Consider the following 16,916-nt stretch of genomic DNA (forward strand, 5'->3'; position numbering starts at 1 on the left):
GCCGTTGATAGGCCTGATGAGAGCAGTATAGATAATAAAACACTGTTTTTGTCAGCTCTAAGTCATAGTTTGGTCTAAATCACATATTGGAACTTATTGATAAACATCTACTTATAGTTCACATACAGTAGATGAGTGGCACATTAATAGGTGAGTCATCTTTTGGAGCAACTAGAGTTTTTCATTGTCCCCAGCCCATGCGTGGGTGTCTGTACAGTAGACGAAAAAGGCTACTGTCAGGGGTGTATGCGTAAACGTGAAGAGCGCTTCAATTGGCTCAATATGACACCTGCCCAACAACTACACGTCATTAAACTTTGTCGCCAGCGCTATATTCGTAAACACCGTAAAGCCCCTGGTGGCAGTAACGCTCATTTGTCCGATTCTGACCCTCAACAAGACCTGTTCTAGCTTTAACTTCTTGACATTTCAGAACTTATCTTCCATATGTTAATTATGTCGCATTGTATATTGAGGTGTAATATGGATGTGAGATGTCAGCCTGCGAATCCTTGCATTGGCCTATGCCAAGCCGACAACAATGGACGTTGTATTGGCTGTGGACGAACTCGCCAAGAAAGGTATCGCTGGTATCAACTGTCTGAAGTAGAACAGAGAGAGATACTTATCAGGCTTGATAGTGAGTCTCTCTCAATCATTGTCGAGCCGCGCTAGCTATTTTGAGCCCCAGTGATCACTGACCCAACCACCTGCTTGCTCATCAAAGTGATTGCCGGAAAAGCGGTGGTTCAATTCATTTTTTGATTCATCGTGACCGTTATCATCCAGCAAGTGCTGAATGTGACTTGCCATTGGGTCTCCACCTTTAAGCCGCTGCTGGCGAGTGGCGACTTCCTTAATTAACTGCAGACGATATGAATTGCTAGCACGTTTCATTTGGTGGACCTCCTTGGCTATGACACTAATATGAAAAGTTAGAAGTCTATGTGAACTACGTCAATCGAATTTGGTTAAAAAATAGTCAAAAATTGGTCGAGTCTGAATTCATAGACAAGAGCGCCAAGCTGATAGGTTGGATAGATGCTTGATTCAACGGTTTTCTTTTCAATTTAGGTAAGAAAACACTGAAATAAAAAATTCATCGATATTAGTTCGTGTTTTAAAAGTCGCGACACACCAAGGTTAGAGCACAGATACAAAAAAGGCCCCGCAATGCGGAGCCTCTTGGAGTCTTGACTTACACTAATGGCTATTTAGCAAAGTTTACAATAGGGAAGCATGGTAGGAAGCCATTGTCAGCACAGTTGATAAGACCGACCTGAACACCTTCAATTTTGGCCGTTTTGTTGAAGATACCGACTTGAACCGTTGATTCACTTGACAGGTTAACCGCACCGACATCAACCATAGTGTTACCTTCTGAATAGTTCACAAAGCTGACGTTGGCACCTTTTACATCGTTAGTCACGTTAACAGCACCTAGGTTTACCCCAGTAGTTTGGCCTTCGTTCCAGTTAAATAGGCCTAGAGATGCCCCCGTCATTTCTTGATTGATTTTTGAAGCACCAAGTAACAGGCCAAAGTTAACACCCGTAGTGACGTCTGATTCCGACATGCCAACAATGGCAAAATCGACACCTTTTAGTGTGTCGACCTTACCGTGCAGTGCCGCGAGACGAACACCACCAACTGCTGAATTGTCAGGTGCATTGAAATTATTGATAGAAGAAAACATAACTGGCGTTGAAGCAACAGCGACTGAAGATGCGAAGGCAGTTACAATCGCCACTGCAGAAAGAATTTTTTTCATAATTATAGCTCCGAGGATTATTCCGTTTACCCATTTGAGAGTAATTATTCACTCATCGGCCAAGACTTCTCAATTAAAGTCAGTGCATTATAGATGAGTGACGATTTTACTATATGCCGACTTGTAAGCGAGAGCAAGTCATAGTATTGGGCTTAGAGACAATAAAAAAACCTCGCGGAGCGAGGCTTTGTATATCAGTACGGCAGATCATTAGTTGGCTGAATTGGTGCAGCGATCATATGTGACAAGTTCATCTGCCATCAGTTGGCCGCGGCTATTACGCATTTTAATGCGGTAGCTCAGGCCAACTTCAAGATTATTCTTTGTGTCTGGGCTACTGCAATAAGTATGAATACTTTGCTTAAGAACTTGTGCCGTTGGCTTCGCTCCGGGCGCTTCTTGATTGTAAACCATCATAATTTCAATGGTTGTGCCTTTTGAGCTTGCTCTCATGATGGAGAGCGGCCCATGCTCTAAAGGCAGTTCAGATGCTAATAGATTTGCACGACTGTCCGCGAGCATTTCAAGGTGCCTTTGTTTCTCCGCAGTTGCAGATGAACAGCCAGCCAAAATAGCAGCGAGAGTTAGCAAGAAGAGCGTTTTTACTCGTACCATTGATTAAAATACTTTCTTAAATGGTTTGACGATAACTTTTTCGTAAACACCCGCTTCAATATATGGGTCAGCATCAGCCCAAGTTTGCGCTTGCTCAAGGGAGTCGAACTCCGCAATTACTGTCGAGCCAGTAAAGCCAGCTTCACCTGGGTTGTCTGAGTCAATTGCAGGCATTGGTCCAGCCGTTAACAGACGACCTTCATTTTGCAGTGCTTGTAGACGTTCTAAGTGTGCAGGGCGAACGCTTAGACGTTTTTCTAACGAGTTTTCAACGTCTTGTGAAAAGATGACATACCACATGTTCAGATGTCCTTATATGAAGAATGTAACAGAGTTTGATTACTCTACCTTAATTCAGACTAATTTGAAGCCTTGAAGTCGAGATAATTCGATCCCTGCCAGTGCTTACTGAATTGGACGAGGTTTTCCATCAGCGTCGATGGCAACGTAATTGAAGGTCGCATCACAGACCATAAAGCGATCTTCTAAACCATGTTCTTTTACTGGTTTAACCCAAACTTCTAAATCAATACTCATCGATGTGCGGCCGATTCGAGTGCATTCGCCGTAACAGCATACGACATCACCCACGCGCACGGGCTTTTTAAAGGTGATACTCGAAACAGAGACCGTGACGATACGACCTGAAGAGATCTCTTTAGCGAGAATCCCGCCAGCTAAATCGAGTTGTGACATTATCCAACCCCCAAAGATATCGCCATTAGCGTTAGTATCAGCGGGCATTGCGAGAGTTCTTAGAAGAAGTTGGCCTTTAGGTGCATTCATTTCATGGCTCATTGTGACATCCGGTACAAACAAAACAGCGACCAAAGGGGTCGCTGAAAAAGGGAATTGTAACAAAACAAACGTGCTATTCGCTAGAGTTTGCTTCGCGGTCATCTTTAGCCATGTGCTTATAAATATATATTCCAGTGCATAGCGTGAAAGCGAAAGTCGCGATCAATAGACCAAAGACTTTAAAATTGACCCAGACATCAAGCGGCAGCTTAAAGGCCACATAAACGTTTAGCGCCGCACAAAATGAAAAGAACGCCACCCATGCCCAAGTTATTTTGCTCCAAACTGGCTCTGGTAGGGTGATGTCTTTACCAAGCATTCCCTTGATCGCCGATTTCCCCATGAGATGGCTGATTGTAAGTCCAGCGGCGAATAGCGTGTAGATAATCGTTACTTTCCATTTGATAAAGTTATCATCGTGGAAGAAGAGGGTCATACCGCCAAAGATAGCCACCATTAGAAAGGTGATAAGTTGCATCTTTTCGACTTTCTTATAGATGAAGTAAGTGATGGCGATTTGAACTGCTGAAGCAATGATCAGTGCTCCTGTAGCGACATAGATGTCTTGCAGTTTGTAAAGGGCAAAAAAGATAATCAGTGGGATGAAGTCAAGCAGTTGTTTCATTGAGCTAATCTTTTTGAGACGAAATTGCGCTCAGTCTAACGAAATATGCCGTTTAGACAAAGCGCTTGACGTAACCCTAACAATACACGTTCAGATGACGTGTTTTAAGTCTTCTAAGTATCCTTCGCTACGTAGACTATCGACGGTAAATCTTAGCTCGTCATCGCTCATGGCAAAACAACTGGATTTACCTGTCATGCCATTTAAGTATTCGTGATATTCCAACTCGGTAAAGTGGCCAATTCGGTCGACGAGTAGACTCTTAATTCCATGGTGAATGAGTCGGTAGTAAGTATGACGTTGAACTTCCATAATGTACCCCTTAACGTCTGGCAGTGTCGAAACTTTGCCGTTTTCCTTCTTACCTTGTTCAAAGCATATTCGATGCCATTTGTAGACAGCAGTGGTTAACCGGATGAATTTAAAAGTGTAATACTATTAAATAGAGAGTAAAGAAATTGACGAACTGCACCTTTTGGCCTTTAGTAAGAGGGTTAAATTTGGCTGAGAGGCAATTTGCGACTCAATTCGACACGCAATGACAATCGAAGCATTCTGCCTCTCAGGTGATAATGACACATACTCAATAGGGGTAATTTGTTTCTCTTTTGACATCAACGGCTTAATTACAAAACTTATATCATTTAGTTTTTGATACTGAGTTAAGTGTTAATAGTGGGCTAATATTCTGAAATTAAAGAGTTATTTACTAATAAATTTCAGATAATGCTGTTGTAATTAGCATCTATGTTATTGTTTTAAGTGGTTAAAGTGTGCTCTTTTGATAAAAAAGTTGGCGAAAATCATAAGCTTGGCATACACTTTCCAAAGTAAAGCCGATATGTTGTTGATTGGCTTGGCGAAATGTTTAGGCGCCGCCTATTGGTGGCAATGTTTAACGTAGCTTTGAGGAAAGTTTTATGGCGCTCACAAAGGCCGATTTGGCTGAGAACCTGTTTGAAAAGCTTGGATACAGTAAACGGGATGCCAAGGAAACGGTTGAGGCGTTTTTCGAAGAGATTCGTAAGGCACTTGAAAGTGGCGAACAGGTAAAACTGTCTGGTTTTGGGAATTTTGATCTGCGTGATAAAAATGAACGACCAGGTCGAAACCCGAAGACAGGTGAAGACATTCCAATCAGTGCACGTCGCGTAGTGACCTTCCGTCCTGGGCAAAAACTAAAAGCCCGTGTCGAAAACATTAAGATCGATGACTAAGTCTGGTTTCCGGTGTTGGTAAGTTGCTATGTTGCTCGCTAGCACATAAGTAATGAACTCGGTGATACCCTGATAAAAAAACACCCCAGCTTAGGCTAGGGTGTTTTAGTATTTAGCATTTGATAACGAATTAATCGCGCTTCCACAATGCATGACAGAACTTATGTTCTGGGTCACGGCTGATCAGCAGTCTCGCAAATACGTCATCAAGGACGTCATTTTCTTCATTCACTAGGCCTACTCGTACTTCAGCGTAAATCTCTTTGTCTACGTCGAAGCCAACATGTCCAGCCCAATCATCACCAGTTTCTACAAGCTCAGCAGCACCGCGCTCATCAAATTGTGCAGTGAACAAAATTACATCAGCAGGCTCAAGATTGTCAGGAGCCATTTCTAGAAAGATATCGTAAGCGGTATCAATGGCGTCGTCGTAAGACATAAGCTCAGTCATAATTATGCGCGGCTCATGTACTTACGTTCAGTCGTGTTGATCACGATGCGATCGCCAGTTGCAATGTACTCAGGAACCTGCACTGTTAAACCTGTAGAGAATCGAGCAGGCTTAGTACGTGCTGACGCTGAAGCACCTTTGATCGATGGGTCTGTTTCTTCGATCACTAGTTCTACAGTTGCTGGTAGCTCGATACCTACTGCGCTGCCGTTAACAAGAATGATGTGAAGACCTTTGATCTCTTCAGTAATGAACTGAAGTTCATCTTCGATCTCGTCTTGCTTGAACGTGTACTGAGTGTAATCTTCATTGTCCATGAAGATGTACTCATCGCCATCAACATAAGAGAAAGACGATGCGCGCTTGAACATATCTACAGTTTCAAGCACATCGTCCGATTTGTAGCGTTCATCAACGCGAGCACCTGTATTTAGGTCAGTACAACGCAGTTTGTAAATTTTAGCGCCGCCACGACCACCAGGAGTGGTTACTTCGATGTCTTTGATTAGTAGTGTTTTACCATTAGATTCGATAGCAAAACCTTTTTTAAGCTCACTTGCCTTTGGCATGAACATTTTCCTTCGTGTGTTAGGTAGTAGCGGCATTATATACCGAGCGAATTAAGGAAGGAATATCTTGATTCATCAATCGTGGTGAGCGAACATTAGAGACAGTCCGTCACTTTTTTGTTCATAATCAGATGCATCTTACCACTATCGATCCGAAACACGCTTTTCAGTCACATTACCAACCTGCAATTGATGATCTAGTGAGCTATCTGACCAATGGCTTAGGCGACAACCTGCACAGCGTATATTTGTACGGCAGTGTTGCTCGTAAGAATGCCAAACCGGGACAGTCGAATATCGATGTGATTGTCGTAACGCATCGCAGTTTTAGCGACATGAGAACCACGCTGTTTAATTCAATCAAATGGCGTTATCAAAAGGCGTACCCGTTTATCACTGAAGTGTCGTTCAAAACGGCGTTGGTCGAAGATGTCGCCAGTCTTGACGGAATCCTATCGTGGGGCTTTTTACTGCGTCATTGCTCGGTTTGTATTTACGGTGAGGATCTCTCCGAATGTTTTGGTGATTACGAACCGAGTTGGGAGATTGCTAAGCATTGGAATATGGACGTTGAGGATTGGGTGGCGGTTTATCGTAACCGTATCGCAAGGACTGACAAAGATGAAGACCAAGTGAAGGCGCAAAAGATCATCGCCAAAAAGCTTCTGAGGGCCAGCTACTCCTTAGTGATGTACAAAGATAAAAAATGGTTTGATGATCCAATAGAGTGCGGTCAGCACTTCTTAAACTACTATCCGGAAAAACAGGTAGAAATTGATCGCCTAGGGATCTTGTTGTCAGGCCGCGTAATCGCCAAGCGCTCAGTTATAGGCATCCTAGATAGCTTTGGCGATTGGTTGGTTAAGCAATACAAAAAAACCGAATTTCGTATAGGCTAAGGTTGTGGTGACATTGCCAGCTTGGTTCAACTTTCTATAGAACTGACTTAATAAAAGTAGCTTCCTTGCCAAGACAGCGTTAAAACAATCCAAGCTGAGGCTCACTGAGCGACGCAAAGTCAACGCCGATAAACGGCAAAATAGCTTCAGCTACTGGTTTAAGCTGTTTATCGATATAGTGCTGATAATCAATCGCGTTTTGCTGATACTCTTTTGGCTCAGGTCCACCTAGGGTGATCACGTACTCAATACGACCTTTGTTTTGATATTGAAGTGGTCTACCAAGCTGTGAGTTTATTTCATCAGCCATTCGAGCAGCACGTACTTGAGGTGGCACATTTTTCTGATATTCGCTCAGTTTACGACGTAGCCGTTTTTGATAGGTGAGCTTAGCATCATGCTCACCAGCTTTGGTCTGCTCAACAAAACTGCGCACATACTCGCTTGGGTTTTGGCCTTTAAAGACCATCGAGTAGAGTGATTGTTGGAACTCTTGCGCAAGGGGTGTCCAGTCGGTACGGGCACTTTCAAGTCCTTTGAAGATAATGCGTTCATTCGCGCCTTCACCAATCAAACCAGCATAACGCTTTTTCGAACCCGTCTCTTGACCGCGGATGGTCGGCATCAAAAATTTGCGGTAGTGGGTTTCGTATTCAAGCTCAAGGATCGAGTTGAGGTTATATTCTTCTCTGAGATGCTTGGTCCACCACGTATTGATGTAGGCAACCAGCTCATGACCAATCTCGTCAGCTTGTTGCTGTGAGTACTCGCCATTTAACGACACAAAGGTCGAATCAGTATCACCATAAATGACCTGATAACCTTTATCTTCAATTAATTTCTTAGTTTGCTTCATGATTTCATGGCCGCGCATCGTGATACTGGATGCGAGACGCGTATCGAAGAAGCGACAGCCAGATGAACCTAATACGCCATAGAAAGAGTTCATGATGATCTTGATCGCTTGAGAAAATGCCTGTTCATTGTTCTTTTTCGCTACATCACGAGCTGCCCAAAGATGTTCGATCATTTGTGGTAAAAAGTGGCGCGAACGGTGGAATTGGCCACCACGAAACCCCGCTACGGCTTGGTTATCGTCTTTACCAATATCGAGCTGTAACCCTTCAATTAACCCCATTGGATCAATCAAAAAACTGCGGATGATAGAAGGATAAAGGCTTTTGAAATCGAGGACTAATACCGAGTCATAAAGGTCAGGGATAGAGTCCATCACATAACCACCCGGGCTGGCAATCCAATTCTCTGGATACAGGTTCGGGGCGACATAGCCAGCGCGGTGAATTTGAGGCAGGTACAAGTTAGTGAAAGCAGCAACTGAACCTCCAACGCGATCAAGTTCGACGCCAGTTAACTTAGCCCGTTCAATGGCAAATTCTAACAGGTGGGTATGGGTGAATATCTTGTTGACTAGCACGCAGTCTTGCAAGTTGTATTTGGCTAGCGAAGGCTTATCAGAACGAAACATCTGATTGATTTCATCCATCCGGTCATGAACGTTGTGGATCTGTTTCCCTTCACCAAGTAGCTCTTGCGAGACAGACTCTAACGACCAACTGCGGAAATGATAGGTGGCGGTTTTAAGGGTATCAATGCCGTCCATCACCACACGACCAGGAATCGAGATAAATGCTTGTTGGGTCGTATTAGAAGTTCGGAAATAGCTATTTTGCTGACCGCGACCAATCGCCAACTTGACCTTATTCCAATCGGCGCGTTTGTGCAGCAACCTAAAGTCAAAGTCTATAACGTTCCACCCGATGATGACGTCAGGGTCAAAGTGTTGGAACCACTGGACCATCGCCTGCAGCAGAGCTTTTTCATCGGCTACCCATTCAATCTCCGTTTCAGACGCTTCGGGTGTTCCTATCATAATAACTCGGCTATCCATTGGGCTATCAAGCCCAATGGAGTAGAGGATGCCCTTCTCGGAACATTCGATATCAAGCGAGACCACTTTCAAATCTGGCGTGTAGTCACCCTGACGGCATTTCACATCACTATAGCGTGTAAACTGAGTTCTATTTTGCTCGCGACCGGTAAACTCAAGGCTACCCTTGATAAAGCGCTCCATCAAATAACGGTCGGCGAGGCGAATATCATCCTCAAGTACCGTAATATCATGTTGTTTAAGTATTTGACTCAGCTGTTGAGATTGTTTGCTCAGCTGGCAATAACAAGCCGCAAGAGGTTGCAAAGCAAAGCTTTTGAGTGGTAAAGGCTTCCATTGGACAGTAATCGCATGTTGTTTAGCAAGATTTTCCGCAGTGGGTAAGTCGGTTTGAGGGATAAAAAAGACCGGCTTTTCACCATAAATAAGTAGCTGTGCTGGGCCACTTGGCGTCGACAACCACAGATCAATTTGAGTTTGACCATTGATGTCACGAGCTTGGCGAGTAAGTAAAAAACCGTTTTGAATAACCATGATACTGACGATAGTTGAGGTGATGCGGAACCTGACCCGCAGCGCTAGATTAACACATGCACAGCCATATAAATAGAATCCATATATCGTGCTGAGTGGTTGATGTATTGGTTGGATAAGCATCGTTAAACTATCGATAACTCATTGATTAATAGGTTAATTGCTACGTGAGTGGCAGATATGAAAATAAGTACTTGCTAATCTTTCCATTTCAGCACATATTCAGAGTAAGTAAATTCTGAGTTTTTAGGTTAAACTAAACAGCTATGATGTACCCCATAATTTTGGGTACATAGCGAATGTAAAAGTGTGGAGATACAAGTTTGATAAATGTTTTCCTTGTAGATGATCACGAGCTGGTTCGCACAGGGATACGACGTATTATTGAAGACGTCCGTGGAATGAACGTAGCAGGGGAAGCTGAAAGCGGTGAAGAAGCAGTAAAATGGTGTCGTAGTAATCATGCAGACGTCATTTTAATGGATATGAATATGCCGGGTATTGGTGGTCTTGAAGCAACCAAGAAGATCCTGCGTTTTAATCCTGATGTGAAAATCATCGTTTTAACTGTTCATACGGAAAATCCGTTTCCAACTAAAGTGATGCAAGCAGGTGCCGCAGGCTACCTAACAAAAGGCGCTGGCCCAGATGAAATGGTCAATGCGATTCGTATGGTGAATAGTGGACAACGCTATATTTCACCTGAAATTGCTCAGCAAATGGCATTAAGTCAATTTTCTCCGGCATCGGAAAACCCGTTTGCTGATTTGTCTGAGCGTGAATTGCAAATCATGATGATGATTACTAAGGGACAAAAAGTCACTGATATTTCAGAGCAATTAAATCTCAGCCCGAAAACAGTGAACAGTTACCGTTACCGCTTATTCAATAAACTGGATATCAGCGGAGATGTGGAATTGACTCACTTGGCTATTCGCCATGGCATGATTGATACTGAGACCTTATAAGGCATCATTACCATCGCAACTCTATACAGCCAATTCACGGAGTTGGTATGAGCCAATTTGATTCGGCTTCTTTTCTAAAAACCGTGACTAACCAGCCCGGCGTTTATCGTATGTATAACGCCGAGGCTGTCGTTATTTATGTCGGTAAAGCAAAAGATCTCAAAAAACGCCTTTCAAGCTATTTTCGCGTCAAAGTGGATAGTGAGAAAACGCGCGCGTTAGTCAGCAATATCGATAAGATTGATGTCACGGTGACTCATACCGAGACAGAAGCGCTCATTTTAGAGCACAACTACATCAAGCAGTATTTGCCTAAATACAATGTCTTGCTGCGTGATGATAAATCCTATCCTTTTATCTTCGTCAGTGGGCACAAACACCCGCGTCTTTCCATGCACCGCGGGGCAAAAAAGCGTAAAGGCGAGTATTTTGGTCCTTATCCAGACTCTGGTGCGGTAAGAGAAACGCTTCATCTGCTGCAAAAAATCTTCCCCGTTAGACAATGTGAAGACACGGTCTACAGCAATCGAACTCGTCCATGTTTGATGTATCAAATTGGTCGTTGTGCGGCCCCTTGTGTCAGTAGTGTCATTTCCGATGAAGAGTATGCAGAATTGGTCGATTTGGTACGACTCTTCTTACAAGGTAAGGATCAGCAAGTACTCAGTTCTTTGGTTGAGAAAATGGAACAAGCGAGTCAATCGCTGCGCTTTGAACAAGCCGCTAAGTTTCGCGACCAAATTCAGGCCATTCGCCGAGTTCAAGAGCAGCAATTTGTCTCGGAAGATTCGATGGATGATATGGACGTGTTAGGCTTCGCTCAAGAAAACGGCATTGCTTGCATCCATATCCTGATGATTCGCCAGGGTAAAGTGCTTGGTAGCCGTAGTCACTTTCCTAAAATCCCAAACAGTACTACGTCGCAAGAAGTGTTCTACTCTTTCTTGAGCCAGTATTATCTCAGTCATAATGAGGCGCGTACGGTTCCGACCAAAATCATTTTGAATCATGGCTTGGTGGAAGAGACGAAGTCACTGGAAGAAGCGTTATCTGACATTGCAGGACGTCGAGTGCAGTTTCATGTCAACCCAACTGGAACTCGCGGTCGATACCTTAAACTGTCGAATACTAATGCTCTTACGGCGATCACAACCAAGATCAACCATAAGATGACGATTTCTCAGCGTTTCAAAGAGCTGAGAGAACTTTTGGAGATGGAAAGCATTACCCGCATGGAATGTTTTGATATTTCTCATACCATGGGTGAGAGCACTATTGCTTCTTGTGTGGTGTTTAATCACGAAGGGCCCGTGAAGCAAGAGTATCGCCGCTACAATATCTCTGGGATTACCGGCGGTGACGATTATGCGGCGATGGGGCAGGCGTTAGAGCGACGTTACTCTAAACAACTTGAAGTAGAAAAAATACCAGATATCGTTTTCATTGATGGTGGTAAAGGGCAGCTAAACAGGGCTCATGAAATCATATCCCAATACTGGGGAGATTGGCCGAAACGCCCGCATTTGATCGGTATTGCCAAAGGTGTCACCCGTAAACCGGGTTTGGAAACTTTGATTACCGTCGAAGGAGACGAATTTAATTTGCCGAGTGACGCGCCAGCGCTCCACCTTATGCAGCATATTCGTGATGAGAGCCATAACCATGCGATTGCAGGGCATAGAGCTAAACGCGGAAAAACGAGAAGAACCAGTGCCTTAGAAGGTATTGAAGGAGTAGGGCCAAAGCGCAGGCAAGCACTCCTAAAATACATGGGTGGCTTGCAAGAGTTAAAGCGAGCAAGTGTAGAAGAAATCGCCAAAGTGCCCGGTATTAGCTTTTCTTTAGCAGAAAACATCTATCAAGCATTGAAACAATAACAAAAATCCCGCACCATAAGGACCCTGTTTGAAGCACCAAATAGAGCAATACGCAAACAAAAAGAGCCTTAATAAAATATGCGTTTAAATATCCCCAATATACTGTCTTTATTACGACTATTCTTGATACCAGTCTTTGTCGTGGTTTTTTATCTTCCTTATAGCTGGTCTCCTTTTGCCGCAGCAATGGTGTTCTGGGTCGCAGGTTTTACTGATTGGCTCGATGGCATGTTGGCTCGTAAGTTAGGTCAAACCTCCCGTTTTGGCGCATTTATTGATCCGGTTGCAGATAAGGTATTGGTGGCCACAGCGCTTATTCTTATTACTGAGCATTACCACAGCATTTGGGTAACGATTCCAGCAGTAACCATGATTGCCCGTGAAATTATTATTTCAGCTCTCAGAGAGTGGATGGCAGAGATCGGCAAACGTGCAAGTGTTGCGGTATCTTGGGTCGGTAAAGTTAAGACGGTCAGCCAAATGTTTGCGCTTTGGGTGCTTATCTGGCGCTATGATGACTGGATGATTTGGGTAGGTTATGCCGCCCTATATATCGCGACGATATTGACCTACTGGTCTATGGCGCAATATTTGATGGCAGCCAAAGACGATTTGCTCGACGAAGAACATCATTAAATAAAAAAGCGGACGACAGTCCGCTTTTTTATTTCTACTTTTTCAAATTCCTCACTTAAGTCAGTAGTTTTACACAGTTATTTGCTAGAAAACTCATCTATTTGGGCTATTTTGAACGTTAAATAGACAAACGATTCAAAAAACAAGAAAATAGTGTTGACTCATTAGTTCGAATCCGTAGAATGCATTCCGTACCCAAGAGGAACAGAGCGTAAAGCGGTTTCAATTGGTGTTGTGAAGGCGTGTTGGCAGAGTGGCTATGCAGCGGATTGCAAATCCGTGGACCTCGGTTCGACTCCGGGACGCGCCTCCATTTGCGACACTAGCTCAGTTGGTAGAGCGCAACCTTGCCAAGGTTGAGGTCACGAGTTCGAACCTCGTGTGTCGCTCCAAATTTTTGGATAGCGAATTTAAGTTCGATATCAAGATGGTGTTTTACTTACTTCAGTAAAGGCATCGCAAATTTAGATTTGTGTGCCCTGGTGGTGGAATTGGTAGACACAAGGGATTTAAAATCCCTCGACGTTCGCGTTGTGCCGGTTCAAGTCCGGCCCGGGGCACCATCTAACGCTAAACTATTAGCAAACAACATGCGACACTAGCTCAGTTGGTAGAGCGCAACCTTGCCAAGGTTGAGGTCACGAGTTCGAACCTCGTGTGTCGCTCCAAATTAAAAACCCTAGCAGAAATGCTGGGGTTTTTGCGTTTTTACCCATCTAACGTCTAATCAACTTCATCCATATCCCGCCTTTAAGCCAATGTTGTTTTAATACGCATTTAGCCTGATTTTTGCGCATACTTTTAGTGCTTTTATTTTAAAATCAAATAAAATACCCATGAATGATAAATGACTATCACACGAATTAATGAGGTAAATGCATATGAATAGAGCAAAAGGGTTACTGACAATGTTTCTATTCGTCGCTGCTTTTATCGCTGTACCGGCAAAAGCAGAGTCTATTGCCTCGTTTCCTAAAGACTTCTTAGACTGGCCGGTAGTAAAAGAGTCCGTCAATTTGCCTGCCGACGCTGTACTCCCTCCAGATACATCACTTTTTATTCAAGAGTCTGTTAGAGCTTATAGCTGGATCAATAATGGTCTAGGCTCACCGTTAACGATTCGGGTTCACCCAAATAAGCTGGCAGAGTACCGCACGCATGGCCCCTATAGTGATGGGCCGACCGCCGTTGCGGTATCAGAGGCACAAGGTATTGTGTGGGTAACGGAACATATTGGTGGGGAAGCGGTGTATGGCAGCTATAATCGTCAAGGTAAAGACATTAGTCACCAGCACCCTTCGTTACAGCCGACATTTTGCCAAAGCTGCCACACAACCTATAAAGATATCTGTATCAATGGGACATGCGCAGAGCCTGTTCTAGATGTATACAGCGAGTGACCCGTTCCTTGAAGTTAAGAAAGCTACCTAAAAGGTTTGTAACCAAGCTATCGATCAACCAAATGTTAGTTGTATCGCATATGTTGTTGGTGTTGATACTCATATCGGGTTTCAGCTATACCCGATACCAGAGTGAGTGGAACAGACACATAGAGTATTCTGCCAGTCTAGCTAAGCTTACCCTTGCCCCACATATTTCATTTATTTCCACGTCTGTTGCTGGTCTCAATTATGCCAATCTGACTATGCCCGCGACGAAGGATTTGTTTGGAGCCATTGATGATCTCGAGTTTCTTGATATTACAGGGCAGTCCGATTATTCCTCTCAGACGATCCATGTCAGTTACTTTAAGCGTTTGGAATATTTGTGGCGTGCAGATGTTAGTCAGGAAGAACTGAAAGAATTGGAAAATAAGCTTTCACAGCTAAAAGATCAGATTGAGGCGACTGCCCCTGAGAACGTCATCCGACATAAGAAGCTCCAATTCATCCAAAATCGGGTGAAGCGTGAATATGATGCGGTAACTGAGAGTATCTTTGCCTCCGAGAACATCTATATTCCTTGGCAAAAGTCACCAGTGAATAGTGAAAGTTACTATTTAGACGAAGAGCTCTGTACGCTCAATATTGTGTTGCCACTTAGGAATAAAAATGGCGGTGAAGTCTGGGCAGTATTTGATGCCAGTGACCTGACAGACCTACAGCATTCGCTGCTTGAAGAGATCATTGCGGAGGCGATCGTTGCGTTGGCGATTTCACTCGTGCTTATTGGCTGGGTTTCTCACTGGATCGTTTCCCCGCTCAAGTCATTGGCCAATCATATGCGCTCTGACAACACCAGTGAAAATCTAAACACACTGAGAGAGTTAGAGCGAAGTGATGAAATCGGTCAGTTGGCTCGCGCCTACCAAGGACTATTGACTAAGCTGGATCATCAGCTCAATATTCTCCGCACTCGCTCAGATACCGATCCGCTAACGGGACTAGGCTCTCGATATAAGTATTCACGTACCGCGATTCCATTTCTCAAGCGACATCTTGCCAATGGCCAATATGTTGGCTTGATTATCTGTGATGTGGATAATTTTAAAGCGTTCAATGATATTTATGGTCATACAGAAGGGGACAACGCGTTGTCGCTCGTCGGCTCAAAGATGAGTGAAATAGCGAGAGATAGTGATTTGGCATTCCGTTACGGTGGTGAAGAGTTCGTTCTGCTTTGCGCTCGACCTGAAATGAATCAGTTGATCAGCTTTACACAACGCTTGAGAACCGAAATTGAAGGTTTAAACGTCATTCATGCAGGGAACCAGCCCTATGGAGCCCTGACAATCTCAGTGGGGGGCTCTGCCGCTTCCTTGAAGGACATCAACGAGCACTTTGTTACTCACCAAGAACTGCAAGAGTCGATGTTTAATGTCGCTGACAAAGCCCTCTATGTGGGTAAGCAGAATGGGCGCAATCAAGTGACGTGGTCAGGGTGTAAACAAGACCACATCAAAGAATCGGCTTAAAGCTTAACTTGAGTCGATTTTACTCAGTCATCGTTAAGCGGTAGATCTTGCCGCTGTCGGTGCTGAATATGATCTCACCATTTGGTAGTGCTTCGATATCTCTGATCCGTTCACCTAAGTGCTTTAAGATGCGTTGCTCGGAGATCACCTCACTGCCTTGTAAGGTAAGCACATTAATATGGGTGAGTTTCAAAGCTCCAGCGAGCAGCTTACCGCTTAGTTGACGATGCTTCTCTCCACGATAAAGGATCAAAGATCCTGGCGCAATTGACGGAACATACACCTTCTTAGGCGAGTTAACCCCTTCTTTTTCTTGAGCCTCACCAACCTTTATTGGTCCCCAGTACTCCTTACCATGTGATGTGATAGGCCAGCCGTAATTTGCACCTTTCTCAATTAAGTTGATTTCATCGCCGCCTCTTGGACCGTGTTCAATCGACCAAAGTTGATTTGTCGTGTTATCAAAAAATAGCCCTTGAGGATTACGGTGGCCATAACTCCATATCTCAGGTTTGGCAGTGCTATTAGCGGCAAAGGGGTTATCTGTGACGGCTTGGCCCTTTGGGGTTACGCGTAAAACACTTCCTGCATGGGTTGTTAAATCTTGTCCGTTACTGCGCTCGCCACGATCTCCGACGCTAAAATAGAGTGATTGATTATCGAAGGTAATGCGACTGCCAAAATGGCGTCCACCGTCTGAACCTGAATGAGTGCTCAGTAAATCTTGCCAATCTGATAACTGACCTTGATTGAATGTCGCGGTACTCAAGGTCGTTTCAATTGCCTTACCGACTTGTTTGGCGTAGGTAAAATAGATCTGTTGATGATTAAAAGGGGATTGGGCGATATCGAGCAGTCCCCCTTGCCCAGAAACACGCACGTTTGGATGTGAGCCAAGTGATGAGTAGCTGTTGTCGTTTAGGCTCAGAAGGCCAACCATTCCATTTTTCTCACTGACAAGCACTTGGTTTTCGCCAACGTAGCTTAGTCCCCAAGGCACATTAAGCCCTTCAACTAATAGCTCAGCATCCCAGTCGTTTGCTTGTACATTGAAAGAGACGATGAACTGTACCGCCACAACGTAAATCAAATGTTTCATCTGCGACTCCTTTAAACCGTGTTAATGCACAAAG

20 protein-coding genes and 4 tRNA genes are annotated in these 16,916 nt (G+C 44.1%); 13 read left to right on the forward strand and 11 right to left on the reverse strand.

All coding sequences use genetic code 11. The features are described 5' to 3' along the window. Positions 1–162: 162 nt before the first annotated feature. The gene (locus tag VIA_RS13420) at positions 163–411 is read left to right on the forward strand and encodes a DUF1289 domain-containing protein (RefSeq protein WP_038210793.1); all 249 of its coding nucleotides are present in this window, start codon (positions 163–165) and stop codon (positions 409–411) included. Between the two features lie 72 nt (positions 412–483). After that, positions 484–675, forward strand: coding sequence for a DUF1289 domain-containing protein (locus VIA_RS21745; RefSeq protein ID WP_071816298.1), 192 nt, complete (start codon positions 484–486; stop codon positions 673–675). Here the strand turns inward: VIA_RS21745 and VIA_RS13425 are convergent, their stop codons facing one another. The 7 genes from VIA_RS13425 to VIA_RS13455 form a co-directional block, all read right to left on the reverse strand. Beyond that, entirely contained in the window at positions 676–897 is a 222-nt protein-coding gene (locus VIA_RS13425) for a hypothetical protein (RefSeq protein ID WP_004413562.1), read from the reverse strand. Between the two features lie 313 nt (positions 898–1,210). Continuing rightward, positions 1,211–1,771, reverse strand: a complete 561-nt coding sequence (locus tag VIA_RS13430; RefSeq protein WP_004413563.1) for a VC2662 family protein — start codon at positions 1,769–1,771, stop codon at positions 1,211–1,213. Between the two features lie 210 nt (positions 1,772–1,981). Beyond that, positions 1,982–2,386, reverse strand: a complete 405-nt coding sequence (locus VIA_RS13435; protein ID WP_004416235.1) for a GspS/AspS pilotin family protein — start codon at positions 2,384–2,386, stop codon at positions 1,982–1,984. Between the two features lie 3 nt (positions 2,387–2,389). Beyond that, the gene (locus VIA_RS13440) at positions 2,390–2,686 is read right to left on the reverse strand and encodes a YciI family protein (protein ID WP_004413565.1); all 297 of its coding nucleotides are present in this window, start codon (positions 2,684–2,686) and stop codon (positions 2,390–2,392) included. Between the two features lie 105 nt (positions 2,687–2,791). Next, a complete protein-coding gene (yciA, locus tag VIA_RS13445; protein ID WP_004416232.1) occupies positions 2,792–3,184 on the reverse strand; it encodes an acyl-CoA thioester hydrolase YciA in 393 nt (130 codons plus the stop codon). A gap of 73 nt (positions 3,185–3,257) precedes the next feature. Beyond that, positions 3,258–3,809, reverse strand: a complete 552-nt coding sequence (locus VIA_RS13450; protein ID WP_004413567.1) for a septation protein A — start codon at positions 3,807–3,809, stop codon at positions 3,258–3,260. A gap of 90 nt (positions 3,810–3,899) precedes the next feature. Next, on the reverse strand, positions 3,900–4,121 hold the full coding sequence (locus VIA_RS13455) for a hypothetical protein (RefSeq protein ID WP_004413568.1): 222 nt from the start codon (positions 4,119–4,121) through the stop codon (positions 3,900–3,902). Between the two features lie 608 nt (positions 4,122–4,729). On the opposite strand from VIA_RS13455, the gene ihfA reads away from it, so the two are divergent. After that, entirely contained in the window at positions 4,730–5,026 is a 297-nt protein-coding gene (gene ihfA, locus VIA_RS13460; protein WP_004413569.1) for an integration host factor subunit alpha, read from the forward strand. A gap of 130 nt (positions 5,027–5,156) precedes the next feature. Here the strand turns inward: ihfA and VIA_RS13465 are convergent, their stop codons facing one another. Together VIA_RS13465 and yeiP are read right to left on the reverse strand one after the other, a co-directional pair. Beyond that, complete coding sequence (locus VIA_RS13465; protein WP_004413570.1) at positions 5,157–5,477, reverse strand: HI1450 family dsDNA-mimic protein; 321 nt, start codon at positions 5,475–5,477, stop codon at positions 5,157–5,159. Positions 5,478–5,479: 2 nt separating this feature from the next. After that, positions 5,480–6,046 carry an elongation factor P-like protein YeiP gene (gene yeiP / locus VIA_RS13470; RefSeq protein ID WP_004413571.1) on the reverse strand — a complete coding sequence of 189 codons (567 nt, stop codon included), beginning with the start codon at positions 6,044–6,046 and terminating at the stop codon, positions 5,480–5,482. Between the two features lie 131 nt (positions 6,047–6,177). Here yeiP and VIA_RS13475 point away from each other — a divergent pair, with 131 nt between their 5' ends. After that, positions 6,178–6,945: a nucleotidyltransferase domain-containing protein gene (locus VIA_RS13475; RefSeq protein WP_004413572.1), complete on the forward strand. Its 768-nt coding sequence runs from the start codon at positions 6,178–6,180 to the stop codon at positions 6,943–6,945. A 79-nt stretch (positions 6,946–7,024) separates the two neighbouring features. Here the strand turns inward: VIA_RS13475 and VIA_RS13480 are convergent, their stop codons facing one another. After that, positions 7,025–9,388: a DNA polymerase II gene (locus VIA_RS13480; RefSeq protein ID WP_004413573.1), complete on the reverse strand. Its 2,364-nt coding sequence runs from the start codon at positions 9,386–9,388 to the stop codon at positions 7,025–7,027. A 323-nt stretch (positions 9,389–9,711) separates the two neighbouring features. On the opposite strand from VIA_RS13480, the gene uvrY reads away from it, so the two are divergent. The 9 genes from uvrY to VIA_RS13525 all read left to right on the forward strand — a co-directional run bounded on the left by uvrY (position 9,712) and on the right by VIA_RS13525 (position 15,783). Next, positions 9,712–10,356: a UvrY/SirA/GacA family response regulator transcription factor gene (gene uvrY / locus VIA_RS13485; protein ID WP_004416227.1), complete on the forward strand. Its 645-nt coding sequence runs from the start codon at positions 9,712–9,714 to the stop codon at positions 10,354–10,356. Positions 10,357–10,403: 47 nt separating this feature from the next. Next, positions 10,404–12,233, forward strand: coding sequence for an excinuclease ABC subunit UvrC (gene uvrC / locus VIA_RS13490; protein WP_004413575.1), 1,830 nt, complete (start codon positions 10,404–10,406; stop codon positions 12,231–12,233). Positions 12,234–12,311: 78 nt separating this feature from the next. Beyond that, positions 12,312–12,869 (forward strand): CDP-diacylglycerol--glycerol-3-phosphate 3-phosphatidyltransferase, encoded by a 558-nt coding sequence (pgsA, locus tag VIA_RS13495; RefSeq protein ID WP_004413576.1) that lies wholly within the window; start codon positions 12,312–12,314, stop codon positions 12,867–12,869. A gap of 239 nt (positions 12,870–13,108) precedes the next feature. Further along, a tRNA-Cys gene (locus VIA_RS13500) sits at positions 13,109–13,182 on the forward strand. A gap of 3 nt (positions 13,183–13,185) precedes the next feature. Then, positions 13,186–13,261: transfer RNA gene (locus VIA_RS13505), tRNA-Gly, on the forward strand. An 84-nt stretch (positions 13,262–13,345) separates the two neighbouring features. Continuing rightward, positions 13,346–13,432 (forward strand) — tRNA-Leu (locus VIA_RS13510). A gap of 29 nt (positions 13,433–13,461) precedes the next feature. Continuing rightward, positions 13,462–13,537, forward strand: a tRNA-Gly gene (locus VIA_RS13515). Between the two features lie 240 nt (positions 13,538–13,777). Further along, on the forward strand, positions 13,778–14,269 hold the full coding sequence (locus tag VIA_RS13520) for a hypothetical protein (protein WP_050778707.1): 492 nt from the start codon (positions 13,778–13,780) through the stop codon (positions 14,267–14,269). Between the two features lie 62 nt (positions 14,270–14,331). Then, the gene (locus VIA_RS13525) at positions 14,332–15,783 is read left to right on the forward strand and encodes a sensor domain-containing diguanylate cyclase (protein ID WP_071816300.1); all 1,452 of its coding nucleotides are present in this window, start codon (positions 14,332–14,334) and stop codon (positions 15,781–15,783) included. Between the two features lie 19 nt (positions 15,784–15,802). Here VIA_RS13525 and VIA_RS13530 read toward each other — a convergent pair whose 3' ends face one another. After that, on the reverse strand, positions 15,803–16,882 hold the full coding sequence (locus VIA_RS13530) for a PQQ-dependent sugar dehydrogenase (protein ID WP_004413579.1): 1,080 nt from the start codon (positions 16,880–16,882) through the stop codon (positions 15,803–15,805). Positions 16,883–16,916 lie beyond the last annotated feature (34 nt).

The organism is Vibrio orientalis CIP 102891 = ATCC 33934, from assembly GCF_000176235.1.
Classification (GTDB): Bacteria; Pseudomonadota; Gammaproteobacteria; order Enterobacterales; family Vibrionaceae; genus Vibrio; species Vibrio orientalis.

Coding starts and splice junctions, on each gene's coding strand:
- pgsA (WP_004413576.1), top strand. CDS start 12,312: ATGCGTTTAAATATCCCCAATATACTGTCTTTATTACGACTATTCTTG.
- yciA (WP_004416232.1), bottom strand. CDS start 3,184: ATGAGCCATGAAATGAATGCACCTAAAGGCCAACTTCTTCTAAGAACT.
- VIA_RS13430 (WP_004413563.1), bottom strand. CDS start 1,771: ATGAAAAAAATTCTTTCTGCAGTGGCGATTGTAACTGCCTTCGCATCT.
- VIA_RS13520 (WP_050778707.1), top strand. CDS start 13,778: ATGTTTCTATTCGTCGCTGCTTTTATCGCTGTACCGGCAAAAGCAGAG.
- VIA_RS13440 (WP_004413565.1), bottom strand. CDS start 2,686: ATGTGGTATGTCATCTTTTCACAAGACGTTGAAAACTCGTTAGAAAAA.
- yeiP (WP_004413571.1), bottom strand. CDS start 6,046: ATGCCAAAGGCAAGTGAGCTTAAAAAAGGTTTTGCTATCGAATCTAAT.
- VIA_RS13475 (WP_004413572.1), top strand. CDS start 6,178: ATGCATCTTACCACTATCGATCCGAAACACGCTTTTCAGTCACATTAC.
- VIA_RS13480 (WP_004413573.1), bottom strand. CDS start 9,388: ATGGTTATTCAAAACGGTTTTTTACTTACTCGCCAAGCTCGTGACATC.
- VIA_RS13525 (WP_071816300.1), top strand. CDS start 14,332: ATGTTAGTTGTATCGCATATGTTGTTGGTGTTGATACTCATATCGGGT.
- VIA_RS21745 (WP_071816298.1), top strand. CDS start 484: ATGGATGTGAGATGTCAGCCTGCGAATCCTTGCATTGGCCTATGCCAA.
- VIA_RS13465 (WP_004413570.1), bottom strand. CDS start 5,477: ATGACTGAGCTTATGTCTTACGACGACGCCATTGATACCGCTTACGAT.
- VIA_RS13425 (WP_004413562.1), bottom strand. CDS start 897: ATGAAACGTGCTAGCAATTCATATCGTCTGCAGTTAATTAAGGAAGTC.
- VIA_RS13455 (WP_004413568.1), bottom strand. CDS start 4,121: ATGGAAGTTCAACGTCATACTTACTACCGACTCATTCACCATGGAATT.
- ihfA (WP_004413569.1), top strand. CDS start 4,730: ATGGCGCTCACAAAGGCCGATTTGGCTGAGAACCTGTTTGAAAAGCTT.
- VIA_RS13450 (WP_004413567.1), bottom strand. CDS start 3,809: ATGAAACAACTGCTTGACTTCATCCCACTGATTATCTTTTTTGCCCTT.
- VIA_RS13435 (WP_004416235.1), bottom strand. CDS start 2,386: ATGGTACGAGTAAAAACGCTCTTCTTGCTAACTCTCGCTGCTATTTTG.
- uvrC (WP_004413575.1), top strand. CDS start 10,404: ATGAGCCAATTTGATTCGGCTTCTTTTCTAAAAACCGTGACTAACCAG.
- VIA_RS13530 (WP_004413579.1), bottom strand. CDS start 16,882: ATGAAACATTTGATTTACGTTGTGGCGGTACAGTTCATCGTCTCTTTC.